Source organism: Corynebacterium gerontici, from assembly GCF_003813985.1.
Lineage (GTDB): Bacteria > Actinomycetota > Actinomycetes > Mycobacteriales > Mycobacteriaceae > Corynebacterium > Corynebacterium gerontici.
Genome location: NZ_CP033897.1, coordinates 626,404 through 640,563 on the forward strand (window position 1 = coordinate 626,404; position 14,160 = coordinate 640,563).

Genomic DNA, 14,160 nt, shown 5'->3' on the forward strand with positions numbered 1-14,160 from the left:
AAAAGATGTTCAACGCCGAGGCGTTTGCGCGGCCGTTCAAAGGCTTTGCGTTCATTGAATGTGCGTACGGCAGCATTTGGCTTGGATTCCTCGTCTTCCCGCTCTGGTACCTGCTCGCTTCAGATGCTCCCGCAGCCACGAAAACCGCAGGGGCTTCCATCACCTTGGCCTTCGCGCTGATCTACAGCTTCGGCTTTGGTGCCATCGGATACTTCCCACGGGGTTGGACAGCCAGGCATCGCTTCTGGGTTTTCTTCGGTCTGCTCTCGGGCCTGGCGGTCGGTGCCGTTCCCGTGTTCGGTGCCTCCGCAGTGTCCTTTGTTACCTTCCTGGTAGCAGTGGTGGCCTTTGTGCACCCCGGTCCGCGCCTGCTCTGGCTGATACCGGTCATCTGCGCTTTGGGCTGCGGGGTGCTGTTGCTTTATGGGGGCGCTTGGGAGTTTCTTTCCCTCACCGTGTTTTCTCCGGTGCTCGTTGTGGTGGTTAGTTGGGTTACGCAGGCAGAACGGAAGCGCAATGATCTGCAGGCCGCACTGGACCTTGCCAATCAGCGTGAGAAAATCGCCTCTGATGTCCACGACCTACTCGGCCACTCGCTTACCGTAATGAAGCTCAAAGCAGAGGTAGCGGCGCGCTACTTGGACCGCGACCCTGATGTGGCGCGCAAAGAGATGCAGGCAGTGGCGGAGATTGCCAAGCGTGGCCTGGCGGAAGTTCGCGTGAGCGTGGCGCAGCAATTGGGCTTGGACTTGCCCACGGAGATTGATCTCGCCCGCGACGCGCTGGCCAGCGCCGGTGTGCGTTGCGACGTTGCGGTGCATGCGCCGGAGGAAAAAAAACTTGCCCAAGCATTCGCGTGGATTGTGCGCGAGGCCGCGACCAATGTGATCCGCCATGCTCAAGCCGAGCGGTGCACGATCGAGGTCACGCCCAGGAGCCTGCGCATCAGCGACGATGGTCAAGGCGTTCACGGCCCTGAAGGCCACGGCATCGAGGGCATACGACGCCGCGCCACAGAGGCAGGTGCTCGTCTGAGCATTGAAGCACGACCGAAGGGCGGCACCCTCGTGGAGGTGCAAGCATGATCCGAGTACTGATCGCCGACGACCAATCCCTTGTGCGCGGTGCGCTGGCGGCGCTGTTGGACCTTGAGCCTGACATCACCGTGGTAGCCCAATGCGGCAACGGCAATGAGGTGCTGCCACTGATCCAAGAACATCAGGTGGACGTTGCGCTGGTGGATATCGAGATGCCAGGGCTGAATGGTTTGGAAGTTGCCGCCGCTATTCGCGAGGCGAAGTCACCCTGCCGCTGCCTCATTGTGACGACTTTCGGGCGTGCCGGATATGTAAAAACAGCCCTGCACAATGGTGCCCAAGGCTTCTTGCTTAAAGATGCTCCACCGGAACAACTGGCCGAGGCCGTGCGCCAAATCCGTGCTGGTATGCGAGTGATCGATCCCGAGATGCGCGATCAGGTGCTGCTCAGTGCTGATTCACCGCTTACACCCCGCGAGGTGGACGTCGCACGCGAGGCGCTCAGCGGTGCCGATACGCGCGCAATTGCAGCAGCGCTGCACATGCGCCCTGGCACGGTGCGTAATCATGTGTCCAGCATCATCGCAAAAACGCAGGCCAGCAACCGCTTTGAAGCAGCACGCCTGGCTCGCGATCATGGCTGGCTTTAGCGCGCAAGTAATGCCTGCATTTCGTCCACAGCTTGCGCATTACCGGCAATGCACCACGTGACTCCGCCCGCCTCGACTTTTTCACAGGCGCCACCGGCACCTTCTACGAGTGCGCGGCCCGGCAGCCAATCCCAGTCATGCACGCTGTGTTGCATCCATACGCCAATGCGGCCTTCGGCAACACCGGCAAGATCAACTGAGGCGGCGCCAAACATACGCAAGGTAGCGCATGCGGTTGCGACCTTAAGCCAGGCTTCGCGCACCTCGTCTTTGGCAAGGAAGGTGGGGTGGATATAGGTGCCCAGCGAGATATCGGCCAGTGGGGCACTGTCAAGCTTTGGTAGTTCTTTGCCATCGCGGGTGGTGGGTAGATCTTTGCCACCTAGCCAGGTGTAGCCAAGATCTGCGCGGTGGACTGCACCTAGGTGGAGTACTTCTGGGTCGGAAGGATCACCACTTACTAGGGCTAGGGCCGAGCACCAATAATCGCCACCGGTGGTGAAGTTGAAGGTGCCGTCTACTGGGTCTACTACCCAGGTTCGGCCCGAGGTGCCTTGTTGGTTGGTGCCTTCTTCACCGATCACGCCGTCTTCGGGGCGCAAGAGCGCGAGGGCGGTGTGAATGAAGGTTTCGGCAGCACGGTCGGCCTCTGTTACCACGTCGGAGATGGAGGTCTTTTCCTCCACCTGCACGCCCTGGTCGCGCATGCGCCAGGCCAGGCGGCCGGCATTAAACACCAGTGCCTGGGCGATCTGTGCATCGCTGCGCCCCTCGTGCGAGACGGCGAAAGTCTTGGCAAGGGCGGGGATCATTTCCGCCACGGAGGTTGGGGCTTCGTTCTGGCTCGACATGGCTACCATTGTGCAACACAAGCGAAAGCGCTTCGAGTTAAGCGCTAGACTTTGTGCTCATGCGACCTGATATTCAGCAAACGCTCAGCGATTTAGATGCCACCCTCACCACTATTGAGAAGGTGATGGATCCTGAAGAGATTGCTACTCGCGTGCGTGAGTTGGAGCAACAGGCGGCAGACCCCCAATTGTGGGATGATCCCGAGCACGCGCAGCAGGTAACCCAAGAGCTTTCCATGCAACAGGCCAAGCTGAAAAAGCTCACTGCTTTGCGCCAGCGCCTCGATGATGTGCCGGTGATGTATGAGTTGGCCGAGGAAGAAGGCGAAGATACCGCCTTGGCCGATGAAGAACTGCAAGATCTTGAGCAAGAAATCCAAACGCTTGAGGTCAAGACCATGCTGTCCGGCGAATACGATGCCCGCGAAGCCGTGGTGAATATTCGCTCAGGCGCCGGTGGTGTGGATGCCGCCGATTGGGCAGAGATGCTCATGCGCATGTACACCCGTTGGGCTGAGAAAAACGGCCTCAAGGTTGAGGTGTACGACATTTCCTATGCAGAAGAAGCCGGCATTAAGTCGGCCACCTTCGTGGTGCATGGCGAATACATGTACGGCCAGCTTTCGGTTGAGCAGGGCGCGCACCGCTTGGTGCGTATTAGCCCCTTTGATAATCAAGGCCGCCGCCAGACTTCCTTTGCCGAGGTAGAGGTGCTGCCGGTGGTGGAGCAGACCGACCATATTGAGGTTCCCGATAATGAGATCCGCGTGGATGTCTATCGTTCTTCCGGTCCTGGTGGGCAGTCGGTCAATACCACCGACTCTGCGGTTCGTCTGACCCATATTCCCACTGGCATCGTGGTGACCTGCCAGAACGAGAAGTCTCAGATTCAGAATAAGGCTGCGGCCATGCGGGTGCTGCAGGCGAAGCTGTTAGAGCGTAAGCGCCAAGAAGAACGCGCCGAGCTGGATGCTCTCGGCGCAGGTGGTAATGCTTCTTGGGGTAATCAGATGCGTTCTTATGTGCTGCATCCCTACCAGATGGTCAAGGACCTGCGCACAAATTATGAGGTCAATGATCCTCAAAAGGTCCTTGATGGGGACATCGACAAGTTCCTCGAGGCCGGCATCCGCTGGCGCATGGCGCAGGATTCCTAGCCCTTAGCTTGTCGACGCCCCACCGTCGCCATTAGGCAGGGTAGGTGGTGGGAGTTCCTGGGCCGATCGGGATGCCGAGGGCATACCAGATGACGAAGAAGAGGAACCAGCCCACCAGCATGGCAATGGAGTAGGGCAGTGCCAGTGACATAAGCGTGCCCACGCCTGCTCGCTTGTAGTAGCGCTGCAAGAATGTCAGCGCGAGGGCGAAGTAGGGGCTCATCGGGGTGATGATGTTGCTGGGGCTATCACCAATACGGAAGAGCATCTGCGATACCTCCGGTGAGACGTGCACGTACATCATCATTGGCACGATCACTGGGGCCATGAGTGCCCACTGGGCCGAACCGGAGGTGATGAAGATATTGAGCAGTGCGACCATCAGCACCAATGCTGCGAAGAGGACATAGACGGGCAGATCCCATTGCTGGAGCAACTCCGAGCCCTTAATAGCAGTCCAGATGCCCAGGTTGGACCATTGGAACCACGCCAGGAACTGCGCCACGGCGAAAAAGAGCACGATCATCGGCAGCAGGGTTTTTAAGCCTTTGGCCATGAACTCCGGAATGTCGGCGGCTTTGGTGATGGTTCCCGCGACCACGCCATAGACGATGCCGAGGATGAAGAAGATGCCGGCGATCGGGATGGCCACGGATCGGATGAGCGGGCCTTCCAATGCGCCTTCTGGTGAATACAAGGGAGAGGCGGGCCAGAACATCAAGATGAAGTAGGCGGCGGTACTCAGCACGGCTGCAAGGAGGGTGAACCACAAGGCGCGAACCTCTTGGGGTTCGAGCTTGATTTCCTCTTTGAGCTCTTCTTCTGATTGCTCAGCGGGTGCGGTGGCGCTTTCTTTGAAGGTGAGTTCGGAGTAGTCCAGATCGTCGTGATCGACGAGTTCTCGGGCCTTGTTCTTAATAAACAGCTCAGTCACCGCGGTGATGATCAAGGCCAACACAATGGAAGACGCCACCACGAAGAAGTAGTTCGCCAGCGGTGAGACCTCGTAGTTTTCGTCGACAAGCTGGGCAGCAGAAGTACTGATGCCGCCGAGCAGGACGTCGGTGATGTTCAAAATGAGCGAGGCATTAAACCCGGCGGAAGACACGGCGAAGGCCACCATGGCGCCCACGATGGGGGATCGGCCGAGGGCGCGGAAGCTCATTGCGCCAAGCGGAATCAAAATGACGTACACGGCATCGGAGGCGATGGAGCCCGTCACGCCCGCGAGCGCCACTGCGAAGGTCAGGGTGGTGGGGCCAACTTTCGCCACCATCGCGCGCACGAGGGCGCTGATCAGGCCGGTGTGTTCGGCAACTGCCACGCCCAGCATGACGGTGAGGATCACGCCGAGGGGTGGGAAGTCGGTGAAGTTCTTGATGGCATCGGTGACCATGCGGGTGATGCCCTCGGAAGTGAGCAGGTTGGTCACCTCGATCTTCTCGCCACTTTGAGGATCAGTGGCGCTCATGCCGATGGTGGAGCCGATCCAGCTGGTGAGGGCTACCACGCCGGCGAGGATGACGAAGAGCCAGAAGGGATCAGGCAATTTATTGCCGATTCTTTCCACCACGCCGAGGAAGCCGCTGGCTCGCTCGGTGGGTTTGTGTTCCTTGGTTTGAGTCATGAGGGCTTTCAGGTAGGGGACATTGGTGCCTAAGGCTAGCAGTTGGTGAGGTGAGTCTCACCTGAAATTGAAGTGCAGGAGCGTCGAAAAGCTCTAACCCCAAATGTCACTCCAGCTTCATTCGTCACAATGGTTTGGCTAAGGTGGGGAGGCGTGATCACCTTCTCGCATGTGACTAAGTCCTATAAAACCTCCACGCGCCCCGCGCTGGACGACATTTCGCTGCACATTGAAAAAGGGGAATTCGTCTTCCTGATCGGGCCATCGGGATCCGGCAAGTCCACATTCCTGCAGCTCATGATCCGTGAGACGAACCTGAGCTCCGGTGATTTGCATCTGGGCGATTTTCATGTGAACAAACTGCGCGGCAAGCAGATCAATCAGTTGCGACAGCGCATCGGCTACGTGTTCCAAGACTTCCGGCTACTGCAGCAAAAGAACGTCTACGACAACGTGGCCTTCGCACTCGAGGTGATCGGCACACCCAAGGACAAGATCCGTCACCTCGTGCCAGAAACCCTGGAAATGGTGGGGCTCGCGGGCAAAGAACACCGCATGCCCCAAGAACTCTCCGGCGGCGAGCAGCAGCGCGTGGCAATTGCTCGCGCCTTCGTCAACCGCCCGCTGGTGCTGCTTGCCGATGAGCCCACCGGCAACCTCGACCCCGAAACCTCTGACGGGATCATGCTGTTGCTCAACCAAATCAACCGCACCGGCACCACCGTCATCATGTCTACCCACAATGCACGGGCCGTGAACGACATGCGCCGACGCGTGATCGAACTCAACCTGGGCAAGCTGGTGCGCGACGATGCCCACGGCGTGTACGGCGAAGCGAAATAACACAGGGAAGGCGAAAACACGATGAAACAAGGATTTGTCTTCCGCGAAGCATTCCGCGGCCTCGGACGCAACATCACCATGACCATCGCGCTCGTGATCACCACCGCGATCTCCCTAGCGCTGCTGGCCACCGGTTTCTTGGTTACCAACATGACCGAGCGAACCAAAGAGATCTACCTCGACCGCGTAGAAGTCATGGTGCAGTTCAATGAGGAGATCTCAGCCAACGACAAAGACTGCTCCACCAAAGACTGCCAGGAAGTACGCGATAAGCTCCAAGCCTCCGATGGCGTAGAAAGCGTGACCTTCCGATCCCGCGAACAAAGCTATGAACGCTTTGTAGAGGTATTCCAAGACACTGACCCGCTGCTGGTAGAAGAAACCTCCCGCGACGCGCTCCCGGCAGCCTTGCACGTGCGCTTGAAAGATCCACTCGATACCGAACCCCTGGATGCCGTTCGCGACATGAAGCAGGTCGATACCATCGTGGATCAGGTGGATGATCTCCGAGGTGCCACCGATAACCTCGACTCCATCCGCAACGCCACTTTCCTCTTCGCCGCCATCCAGGCCATTGCCGCGATCTTCCTCATTGTGAACATGGTGCAGATCGCAGCATTTAACCGCCGCGAAGAAATCTCCATCATGCGCATGGTGGGTGCCTCGCGCTGGTACACCCAAGCACCATTCGTGCTTGAGGCTGTGATTGCCACCCTCATCGGTGCCGTGCTTTCCGGCGCAGCGCTATTCGGCGGCAAGGCATGGGTGATTGATAAAGCACTCAATGGTCTCTATGAATCTCAATTGATCGCCCGAGTCAGCAGCGCCGATATTTGGACAGTGCTGCCCGTTGTTGCCATCGTGGGCGTCATTTTTGCAGCGCTTACAGCCCAGGTGACCTTGCGTTGGTACGTGCGCAAGTAGAAGCGCTATCTTGGAGCAATGGCGAAAAAGAAGAAGGCAGCGAACTCAAACCCGGTGCTCGCAACCAACCGCAAGGCGCGCCACGATTACAAGATCCTCGATACCTTCGAGTGTGGCGTGGTGCTGCTTGGCACCGAAATTAAGTCCTTGCGCGAAGGTCGCGTCTCGTTGGTCGATGCCTTCGCCACCATTGATGAGGGCGAAGTCTGGCTGCGCCACCTGAATATTCCGGTGTATTCGCGCGGATCCTGGACCAATCACTCGCCTTATCGCACCCGCAAACTCCTGCTGCACCGACGCGAGATCGACTCGCTTATGGGCAAAGTACGCGATGGCAATAAGACCTTGGTGCCGCTCTCGCTGTACCTCAAGGATGGCCGCGTCAAGCTCGAACTAGCGCTGGCCCAAGGCAAGCAAGACTACGACAAGCGCGAAGACATCAAACGCCGCACCACCGAACGCGAAATTGTGCGCGAGGTGGGCCGCAAAATTAAAGGCATCAACGCATGAGATGCGAAAGGATCTACAGCGTTGTACACGGCGAAGCAACGGTGGACGGCACCGGCGTGATGGTGGATCGCTTATGGCCACGCGGGGTATCGAAAGCAGAAACCAGCGAGTTTTTGTGGCTGAAAAACGTCGCGCCTTCCCCCGAATTGCGCAAGTGGTTCGATCACGACCCCAAAAAGTTTGAAGAATTTAGCAAGCGCTACCGCGAAGAATTAAACGCAAACGAATCTGAAGATCTGGAACGGCTGCTGAGCCTGGATGAGGCCACCTTGCTCTACGCGGCCAAAGACGCAGAACACAACCACGCGCTGGTACTGGCTCAGTGGTGCGCGGAGGCGCAATCTCAAAAGACCTGAATCCAGGCCTTAAGCACTGCTTGAATTAGATTGCGAACCAAACACACGTTGCTTTGGCTCTGCGCTTTTCATCGCCCTCATAAGGTGCAGGCGAGCAGAACTATCCCCGCCCATCACGTATTCGATCAGGCTCGCGGAGCTGAGGTGCGAGTACCGGATGAACTTGCCGCTGACACCTGCGGCAGCGGCAAGGATCTGAAATATTCGCGGATCAATGCGAATGGCAACGGTGGCCTGGCGGCTTTCTTTCCTAGCGCAAAAACGCAGACGCACCCAGAGCAACAGCACCCAAGGCATAAAAGCTGCTAAGACCAAGACGAGCTGCTCTCGCTTCCGGGGATCTCCAACGCGACCTCTGGAACGGGTGATGAGGGCTATGCCATGTTGAAGCTGGATCGGCCCACTAGCTTGTGGGTGCTAAACGCTGATGGCTTCGGTTCTAAGACTGTGAACGCCACCTTGCTCAGCTCGGATAATCCCGGGCCGCAGTCGCGTTTTCGAGGGCATCACGTGACGGAGCCACTGGGCCCACCACAGACCCGCGCATTTTCGGATGCCTCGATGCATCTAGACGAGCCACGTACTTAAAACCCGCAGGTAGTGGGTGAAACCAAACAGTGGTGTTGTTGCAAAAGGCGTGGTAATTTTCCATTAAAAATGGTCGAGCACCGTGATTTATGAGGAGGGATCATGCCCCGACAATCCCGGAAGGTAACACTCATAGCGTTGGCCTTAATTTGGCCCCTGGCAGCCTGCGGAAGCGGTGGAAACGAGCAGACAGATACATCGAGTGAGCAATCCACAGCGATACGCAGCGAAAGTACCCCTGCAAGCACTTCCGCATCCAAAGAAGAACAGTCGGCTACAGCACAGGGCACCGACGCAGAGCGTGCAGCACAGCTACAACGCTTTGAAGGCACCGTTCGTGTGCTCAACATTGATGAACTAGCTGCCATGCACCAAGAAGACCCAGAGTTCTTAGCCGGCATGGATGATGAGCATGTGGTGGTTCTCGTACTGGATACGCCTACGCAAGCAGATGTGCTCTATCCCCAAGAGCAAAAGATCCGTAAGGAAAAGATCTCTATGATTCTCATGGCTCAGGACTATCCGATTGACGGCGGCAAGGTGGCCTCCTATGAGTCCATGGACGGCCAACACAAGACCATGCTGGTAAGTGCAGATAACCTCGTATTCCCCACGGATCAACGACCGCCAAAAGCCGAGCCGTTTGCCAGGGAATTTGAACTAGAACCCTAAAGGCCTTGCAGCCTATGGCGCACAAGGAGTAGTGTTGTGCTTCCTGCCGGGTGAGTGCAGCACAACTCCCGCACCCGGTAACGCACGAGGGGCTGACATGGTTTCGACTGCGTTCATTACGCCAGGGGAAGCGTGCCGGTGCAGGCTAGAGACCACCGTAAGCGTCGTAGCAAATTTATAAGCGCCGAGAACACTCAGCGCGACTACGCCCTCGCTGCCTAATTTGTAGCGACCGCGTGTCTGTCAGCCCAGGGTTGTCCCTGCTCTGGTGTCTGGCATCGACTAAGGGACTTGCCGTTGCATCGCGTTAGCGGGGTGCAACGGGACTCTTACCGCTAACTGGGCTCATCATCCGGAAGTGTTCGTCCTAGCCGGAGAGTCGAGTAAAGATCCAAGCGCGAACTGCGCACGGAGAAGCCCTGGCAAGGTGACGTAGGACCCGGGTTCAATTCCCGGCAGCTCCACAAATCAAGACCCCTGTTCCTAGCAAGGAGCAGGGGTTTTCTTTCTAGCCTTGGCCTGGCCGATTGGGATCAAATGGCTAGAGTTCTGAGTCTGGATCAAGCAAAGCGGTGCGTGATGATGCTGATGGTGGAAAAATGGTTCCTGCGGTTACAGAGGTTCGACCAATGGTGTGGAGGGCAGACACATGATGATGAAGATTCACCCATACGTCGAGGTGCTCGAAACCACGGATACCAAGCTCACGGAAAAGCTCATCGAGGAATGGAGAAAGGAAACCGGCGCAACGGTGCCATTGTGGTTTGAGTTCTTCGATGATGAAGATTTGTTTTTAGTTCGAGCAACCATCGTCAACATGGATCACTTCCCCGAAGTAGATAGCCTTTTCCACTACATGTGTGAACATTCGGATCTGTCCCTACATCTGGACTGGGACGATACTCCAGAAACAACTACAGACTTCAAGATGCGTTATCTTGATCGACCATCGGGAGCGCCACACCCGGTACTTGAAGATCGATACAACTTTTAAGTAGTTTGCAGCGGACCCGGTTCGACTTTGACGGTCGCGCCGGGTTTTCTCATGGGAAGATCCAGCTAGCAGCGGGCTAGAAAAACGATCAGGGGGTTCAACGCCCGGCAGCTCCACAAATCAAGACCCCTGTTCCTAGCAAGGAGCAGGGGTTTTCTCGTTTCTAGCCTTGGTCTGGCCGTTTGGGATCAAGTGGCTAGAGTTCTGAGTCTGGATCAAGTGGCTAGAGTTCTGAGTCTGGATCAAGCAAAGCGGTGCGTGATGATGCTGATGGTGGAAAAATGGTTCCTGTGGTTACAGAGGTTCGACCAATGGTGTGGAGGGCAGATCAATGATTAGGATCCACCCGTACATCGAAGTGCTAGACACCACGGACACAGACATTACCGAAAGCCTCATCGAGCAGTGGCGTAAGTCTACAGACGCCACTATCCGCCTGTTCTATGAGTTCTTCGATGATGAAGACCTTTTTCTCATCAGGTCTTACATCTTGGAAGATGAACACTTTTCCGAACTCGATAGCCTTTTCCGCTACATGTGTGAAAACTCTGAGCTTTCAATGCGACTCAATTGGGATGACGTTGCCCCAGAAGTAACAGACTTCAAGCTGCAGTATCTTGAGCGCCCAACAGGCATTCGGGAGCCAGTGCCAGAAGATCGATTCAACTTCTAATTAGTTTGCAGCGAACCCGGTTGGGTCTTGGCGGTCGCGCCGGTTTTCACATATGAAGATCCAGTTATGACGAGTACTTCAACAAATGGCTAAGATCGAGGTCATGATAGTGCATGATGGCCCTATTCGGATGACGTTTGATGAGCACGTCCAACGGTTCATTGACGAAGGCATGTCCCCAGAAGAAGCGCCGAGGTACACGGAGATTTTGTGTGGATTGGGATTTTACGTTGCTACCGACAGGCTGGATGAATTCCCAGAACTCGATTTACCCAATCCTTCAATCAATATGTAGTACCCAAGATCAACCCGGTTCGACCATGGCGGTCGCGCCGGGTTTTCTCATGGGAAGGCCCAGCTAGCAACCGGCTAGCACCAGCATGTGGGATTCGACCCCCGGCCTTCCCGAGCACCGCCTCCCGCGCCGGTAGCCCGGAGGATCGCATAGGGATTCAAGCAATCTCCGAGCGTTTTACCCGGCTTCGGAGTGGCACCTGGCCACCGGTGCCGATTGCTATCCCCACTGCACCCCGTCTGGTGGAGCATAGGGGCTTGGCGGGTAGATATACACCACCGCGTCGTTGCCGCCGCGGCACGTCACCGAAGTATTCTGCACGCAGGTCATCGTGTATGTTTGCCCAGTTACCGGCGAGGCCACTTCCAATACGGGTGTGGTGTTGGCGTTGTAGATCCACTCCAAAATAAAGGCGTTATACACCGCGCGTGCGAACTGCGGTGAGGTCTTGGGAACATAGTTGGGGTTGGCGCTGCTGGCATCGCCGCTGAAGGTGGGGAAGTCCGCTTTGGATCGACCATCAACTACGTCTTCGATGCTGCGATTGCTCGTTTTTTCTTCTGACTTCGCGCTTGCAGCGTCCTGGCCACCTGTTTCACCTTCAATGTTTGGTAGATCGCCGGGGTTGCTGCGCAACAGATCTGGTTGCTCGTTAAAGGGACGCTGAGCGATATTTTCCCAGTCCAGTTCTGCCTCTGCTGCTTCCAGGCTTTCCGGCGTGCCGGATGGGCCAGCGGTGTATTCCCATTGGCCTTGGTCTACCAAGGATGCTCCATCGATGGTGTAGAGCACCGCGGTTGTCGCCCCGCTGGCGGCCTCGCCGCTGCTGGCGATAATGCCGTGTTCGCTTTTGGTTCCCGCGATGCGATAACGGCTACCGCCAGCCGATGCGACGCCGTCTTTTAATGCTGTATCTGCAAGTATCGCCTGGTTGTGTTCAGGGTCGGCGGCAAAATACGAGCACAGAACCTATCGCCGCGTTGGGGCTTTTGCGCAGGAGCAATTCTTTTTGGCCGTCGCCGTTGGCGTCGACAAGCGAATAATCGTAAGTGGATGAGGCATCTTCGATGTCGAAGTCGTACTCATCGGCGTGGTCGAGCACATGATTAAAAATCTTTGCAGTTTTCTGCCACTGCTCGGGTTTCGCACTCGAATCATCCGAAGAGGCACTGCATCCGGCCAGCACTAGGATCGCACTGTCGGCAAGCAACTTGCGCATCATGTCTTAGGCTTCCTTCACCACGGCTTCAAGCAGTGCTTTCATCGCGGCTTCTTGTTCCTCGGTGGCGGCGAGCTTGTGGTCTTTGAATGCCTCGCGGAAAGGCAGGAGCACGTCCTCGCCCACGGGCTTCATGCCTACGCGCTGGACAATATCGTGCCAATGGCGCACCGCGGACTCGCCGCCATTACCACCCCAGGCGACGAAACCCACGGGCTTATCGGCCCATTCACCATAGATGGAGTCAAAATTGTTCTTCATGGTGCCGGGCACGCTCGCGTTGTATTCGGGGGTGGCGAAGATGAAGCCATCGAAGCTATCGATGAGTTCGGCCCATTCGCGCACTTGTGCTTCTGGATACTTACCTTCGTAGGCTGCCGGCGGCTTCGGGGTGGCGATGTGGGGGAGGATGTGATCGGCCAGGTCGATGAGTTCAAACTCGGCGTCCAAGCCTTCACTTAATCCCTTTGCCCAGCGAGCAACGTCGATTGCGTTGCGTCCTTCGCGGATAGAACCTACATAGATGCCGATGCTTTTTGTTGTCGCGTCATTCATTTTGCCCACTCTACCTTCATTCCCCACGCGATGCCTGCACAAACGTTCAGCACCGGATCTCATCAATACGCACAGTTCCGGCCCACGTACCTCCCAGAATTCATTGACTTCCTACGGACCCTCCACCAACGCCCCACCCAAGTGTGGGACTGCGGCTCCGGCACGGGGCAGCTCGCCGTCCTACTTGGTAGCTGGGCGGAACACGTCCACGTCACGAACCTCAACCGCTCGCAAATCGAGCACGCCACGCCGCGGCCCAAGATCGCCTACTCCGTGCAAGCAGCCGAGCACACCAGCTTTGCTGGCAAGCTTTTCGACGCCATCACGGTGGCGCAAGCCATTCATTGCTTCGATTTCGATGCCTTCTACGCCGAGGCGTGCCGCGTGGCTCGCCCGGGAGCCTTATCTTGTGGTGGTGGGCTACGCCCTGTTGAGCATCACCCCCAGCGTGGACGCCGTGATCCGCCGCTTTTATACCGAGGTGATTGGCCCCTATTGGGTTCCGCAGCGCCGCTATGTGGATGAGCACTACGCCACCATCCCATTCCCCTTTGAGGAAGTGCCCACGCCGGAGTTCGCTAGCACGCTCACCTGGAGCTTTGAGCGCCTCATGGGCTACCTGGGCACCTGGAGCGCAGTGCGACATTACACCGATGCCCATGGCGTTAACCCCTTGGATGCCCTGCGCTCGGAGCTCGAAGCCGCCTGGGGTGAGGCCGAAATCCGGACAGTGCACTTCCCGCTGCTGCTGCGCGTGGGCAAGCTCTAGCAGCGCTTCGCGGCTTCTTCGAGAACCGCTACCAACTCGGCCGCGTGCTCAAACGAGTAATCCGCTTGGTTCTCGCGCATCACGCATTCACCAAAAGGTCCGCGCCACATGCGGTCCGTTGGGCCGGACTTGTGGGATTGCACCTTCACAACGTGCTCATTTTCCAGCTCGTACTCAAAGTGCGTCACGCCGCCAAAACCATTCGCCGGGGCTTCAGTGGGAAGGGCTTCTTGTTCGGAGCCAACTTTGAGGAACAGGCTGCCTTCTTCCACGAAGGATGCTCCTTGTACCTCGATGCGCAGAACATCCTCGGCGGCGCTCAAATGTGCTTGATAGCCGCTGGAACATGCGCACAGTGCCAGCGGTAGGGCTAAGACGAGACGCGAAAAGCGCACGGGAACCTCCTTTTCTTTTTCAGGCTACCCGTGCGCCGCGCTTTC

The 14,160-nt window shown here is 57.1% G+C and carries 18 protein-coding genes, 1 other RNA gene and 1 pseudogene; 14 read left to right on the forward strand and 6 right to left on the reverse strand.

The annotated features are described in order from the left end of the window. Positions 1 to 5: 5 nt before the first annotated feature. Positions 6 to 1,085: a sensor histidine kinase gene (locus CGERO_RS02945; RefSeq protein WP_123933399.1), complete on the forward strand. Its 1,080-nt coding sequence runs from the start codon at positions 6 to 8 to the stop codon at positions 1,083 to 1,085. After that, positions 1,082 to 1,687, forward strand: coding sequence for a response regulator transcription factor (locus CGERO_RS02950; RefSeq protein ID WP_123933400.1), 606 nt, complete (start codon positions 1,082 to 1,084; stop codon positions 1,685 to 1,687). The genes CGERO_RS02945 and CGERO_RS02950 overlap by 4 nt, the downstream gene beginning before the upstream one ends. On the opposite strand, the gene CGERO_RS02955 is transcribed toward CGERO_RS02950, so the two are convergent. After that, complete coding sequence (locus tag CGERO_RS02955) at positions 1,684 to 2,538, reverse strand: inositol monophosphatase family protein (protein ID WP_123933401.1); 855 nt, start codon at positions 2,536 to 2,538, stop codon at positions 1,684 to 1,686. The two genes, CGERO_RS02950 and CGERO_RS02955, sit on opposite strands and share 4 nt — an antisense overlap. Before the next feature lie 59 nt (positions 2,539 to 2,597). Here CGERO_RS02955 and prfB point away from each other — a divergent pair, with 59 nt between their 5' ends. Then, entirely contained in the window at positions 2,598 to 3,695 is a 1,098-nt protein-coding gene (gene prfB / locus CGERO_RS02960; protein ID WP_123933402.1) for a peptide chain release factor 2, read from the forward strand. 31 nt (positions 3,696 to 3,726) lie between these two features. On the opposite strand, the gene CGERO_RS02965 is transcribed toward prfB, so the two are convergent. Beyond that, complete coding sequence (locus tag CGERO_RS02965) at positions 3,727 to 5,322, reverse strand: AbgT family transporter (protein ID WP_123933403.1); 1,596 nt, start codon at positions 5,320 to 5,322, stop codon at positions 3,727 to 3,729. 153 nt (positions 5,323 to 5,475) lie between these two features. On the opposite strand from CGERO_RS02965, the gene ftsE reads away from it, so the two are divergent. The 9 genes from ftsE (at position 5,476) to CGERO_RS10715 (ending at position 11,177) form a co-directional block, all read left to right on the forward strand. Then, positions 5,476 to 6,165 carry a cell division ATP-binding protein FtsE gene (gene ftsE / locus CGERO_RS02970; protein WP_123933404.1) on the forward strand — a complete coding sequence of 230 codons (690 nt, stop codon included), beginning with the start codon at positions 5,476 to 5,478 and terminating at the stop codon, positions 6,163 to 6,165. Between the two features lie 21 nt (positions 6,166 to 6,186). Then, positions 6,187 to 7,089 (forward strand): permease-like cell division protein FtsX, encoded by a 903-nt coding sequence (gene ftsX / locus CGERO_RS02975; protein WP_123933405.1) that lies wholly within the window; start codon positions 6,187 to 6,189, stop codon positions 7,087 to 7,089. 18 nt (positions 7,090 to 7,107) lie between these two features. Next, the gene (gene smpB, locus CGERO_RS02980) at positions 7,108 to 7,599 is read left to right on the forward strand and encodes an SsrA-binding protein SmpB (RefSeq protein ID WP_123933406.1); all 492 of its coding nucleotides are present in this window, start codon (positions 7,108 to 7,110) and stop codon (positions 7,597 to 7,599) included. Then, positions 7,596 to 7,955, forward strand: a complete 360-nt coding sequence (locus tag CGERO_RS02985; protein ID WP_123933407.1) for a DUF488 domain-containing protein — start codon at positions 7,596 to 7,598, stop codon at positions 7,953 to 7,955. The genes smpB and CGERO_RS02985 overlap by 4 nt, the downstream gene beginning before the upstream one ends. Positions 7,956 to 8,645: 690 nt before the next feature. Continuing rightward, positions 8,646 to 9,215: a hypothetical protein gene (locus tag CGERO_RS02990; RefSeq protein ID WP_123933408.1), complete on the forward strand. Its 570-nt coding sequence runs from the start codon at positions 8,646 to 8,648 to the stop codon at positions 9,213 to 9,215. A gap of 88 nt (positions 9,216 to 9,303) precedes the next feature. Then, positions 9,304 to 9,682: a transfer-messenger RNA gene (ssrA, locus tag CGERO_RS02995) on the forward strand. A gap of 182 nt (positions 9,683 to 9,864) precedes the next feature. After that, complete coding sequence (locus CGERO_RS03000) at positions 9,865 to 10,209, forward strand: hypothetical protein (protein WP_123933409.1); 345 nt, start codon at positions 9,865 to 9,867, stop codon at positions 10,207 to 10,209. A 331-nt stretch (positions 10,210 to 10,540) separates the two neighbouring features. Further along, positions 10,541 to 10,882: a hypothetical protein gene (locus tag CGERO_RS03005; RefSeq protein WP_123933410.1), complete on the forward strand. Its 342-nt coding sequence runs from the start codon at positions 10,541 to 10,543 to the stop codon at positions 10,880 to 10,882. A gap of 85 nt (positions 10,883 to 10,967) precedes the next feature. Beyond that, positions 10,968 to 11,177, forward strand: a complete 210-nt coding sequence (locus CGERO_RS10715; RefSeq protein ID WP_206423913.1) for a hypothetical protein — start codon at positions 10,968 to 10,970, stop codon at positions 11,175 to 11,177. Positions 11,178 to 11,396: 219 nt separating this feature from the next. On the opposite strand, the gene CGERO_RS03010 is transcribed toward CGERO_RS10715, so the two are convergent. The 3 genes from CGERO_RS03010 to CGERO_RS03020 form a co-directional block, all read right to left on the reverse strand. Then, the gene (locus CGERO_RS03010; RefSeq protein WP_123933411.1) at positions 11,397 to 11,969 is read right to left on the reverse strand and encodes a hypothetical protein; all 573 of its coding nucleotides are present in this window, start codon (positions 11,967 to 11,969) and stop codon (positions 11,397 to 11,399) included. A gap of 145 nt (positions 11,970 to 12,114) precedes the next feature. Further along, positions 12,115 to 12,399 carry a hypothetical protein gene (locus CGERO_RS03015; RefSeq protein WP_123933412.1) on the reverse strand — a complete coding sequence of 95 codons (285 nt, stop codon included), beginning with the start codon at positions 12,397 to 12,399 and terminating at the stop codon, positions 12,115 to 12,117. Positions 12,400 to 12,402: 3 nt separating this feature from the next. Further along, on the reverse strand, positions 12,403 to 12,951 hold the full coding sequence (locus CGERO_RS03020) for an NADPH-dependent FMN reductase (RefSeq protein ID WP_164470249.1): 549 nt from the start codon (positions 12,949 to 12,951) through the stop codon (positions 12,403 to 12,405). A 30-nt stretch (positions 12,952 to 12,981) separates the two neighbouring features. Here CGERO_RS03020 and CGERO_RS10875 point away from each other — a divergent pair. Together CGERO_RS10875 and CGERO_RS03030 are read left to right on the forward strand one after the other, a co-directional pair. Then, positions 12,982 to 13,293 (forward strand): annotated as a pseudogene (locus CGERO_RS10875) (class I SAM-dependent methyltransferase); the annotation flags it as partial. A 16-nt stretch (positions 13,294 to 13,309) separates the two neighbouring features. Then, positions 13,310 to 13,720 (forward strand): hypothetical protein, encoded by a 411-nt coding sequence (locus tag CGERO_RS03030; protein ID WP_245998873.1) that lies wholly within the window; start codon positions 13,310 to 13,312, stop codon positions 13,718 to 13,720. Here CGERO_RS03030 and CGERO_RS03035 read toward each other — a convergent pair. Next, positions 13,717 to 14,115, reverse strand: coding sequence for a hypothetical protein (locus CGERO_RS03035; protein WP_123933416.1), 399 nt, complete (start codon positions 14,113 to 14,115; stop codon positions 13,717 to 13,719). The two genes, CGERO_RS03030 and CGERO_RS03035, sit on opposite strands and share 4 nt — an antisense overlap. Positions 14,116 to 14,160: the final 45 nt, after the last annotated feature.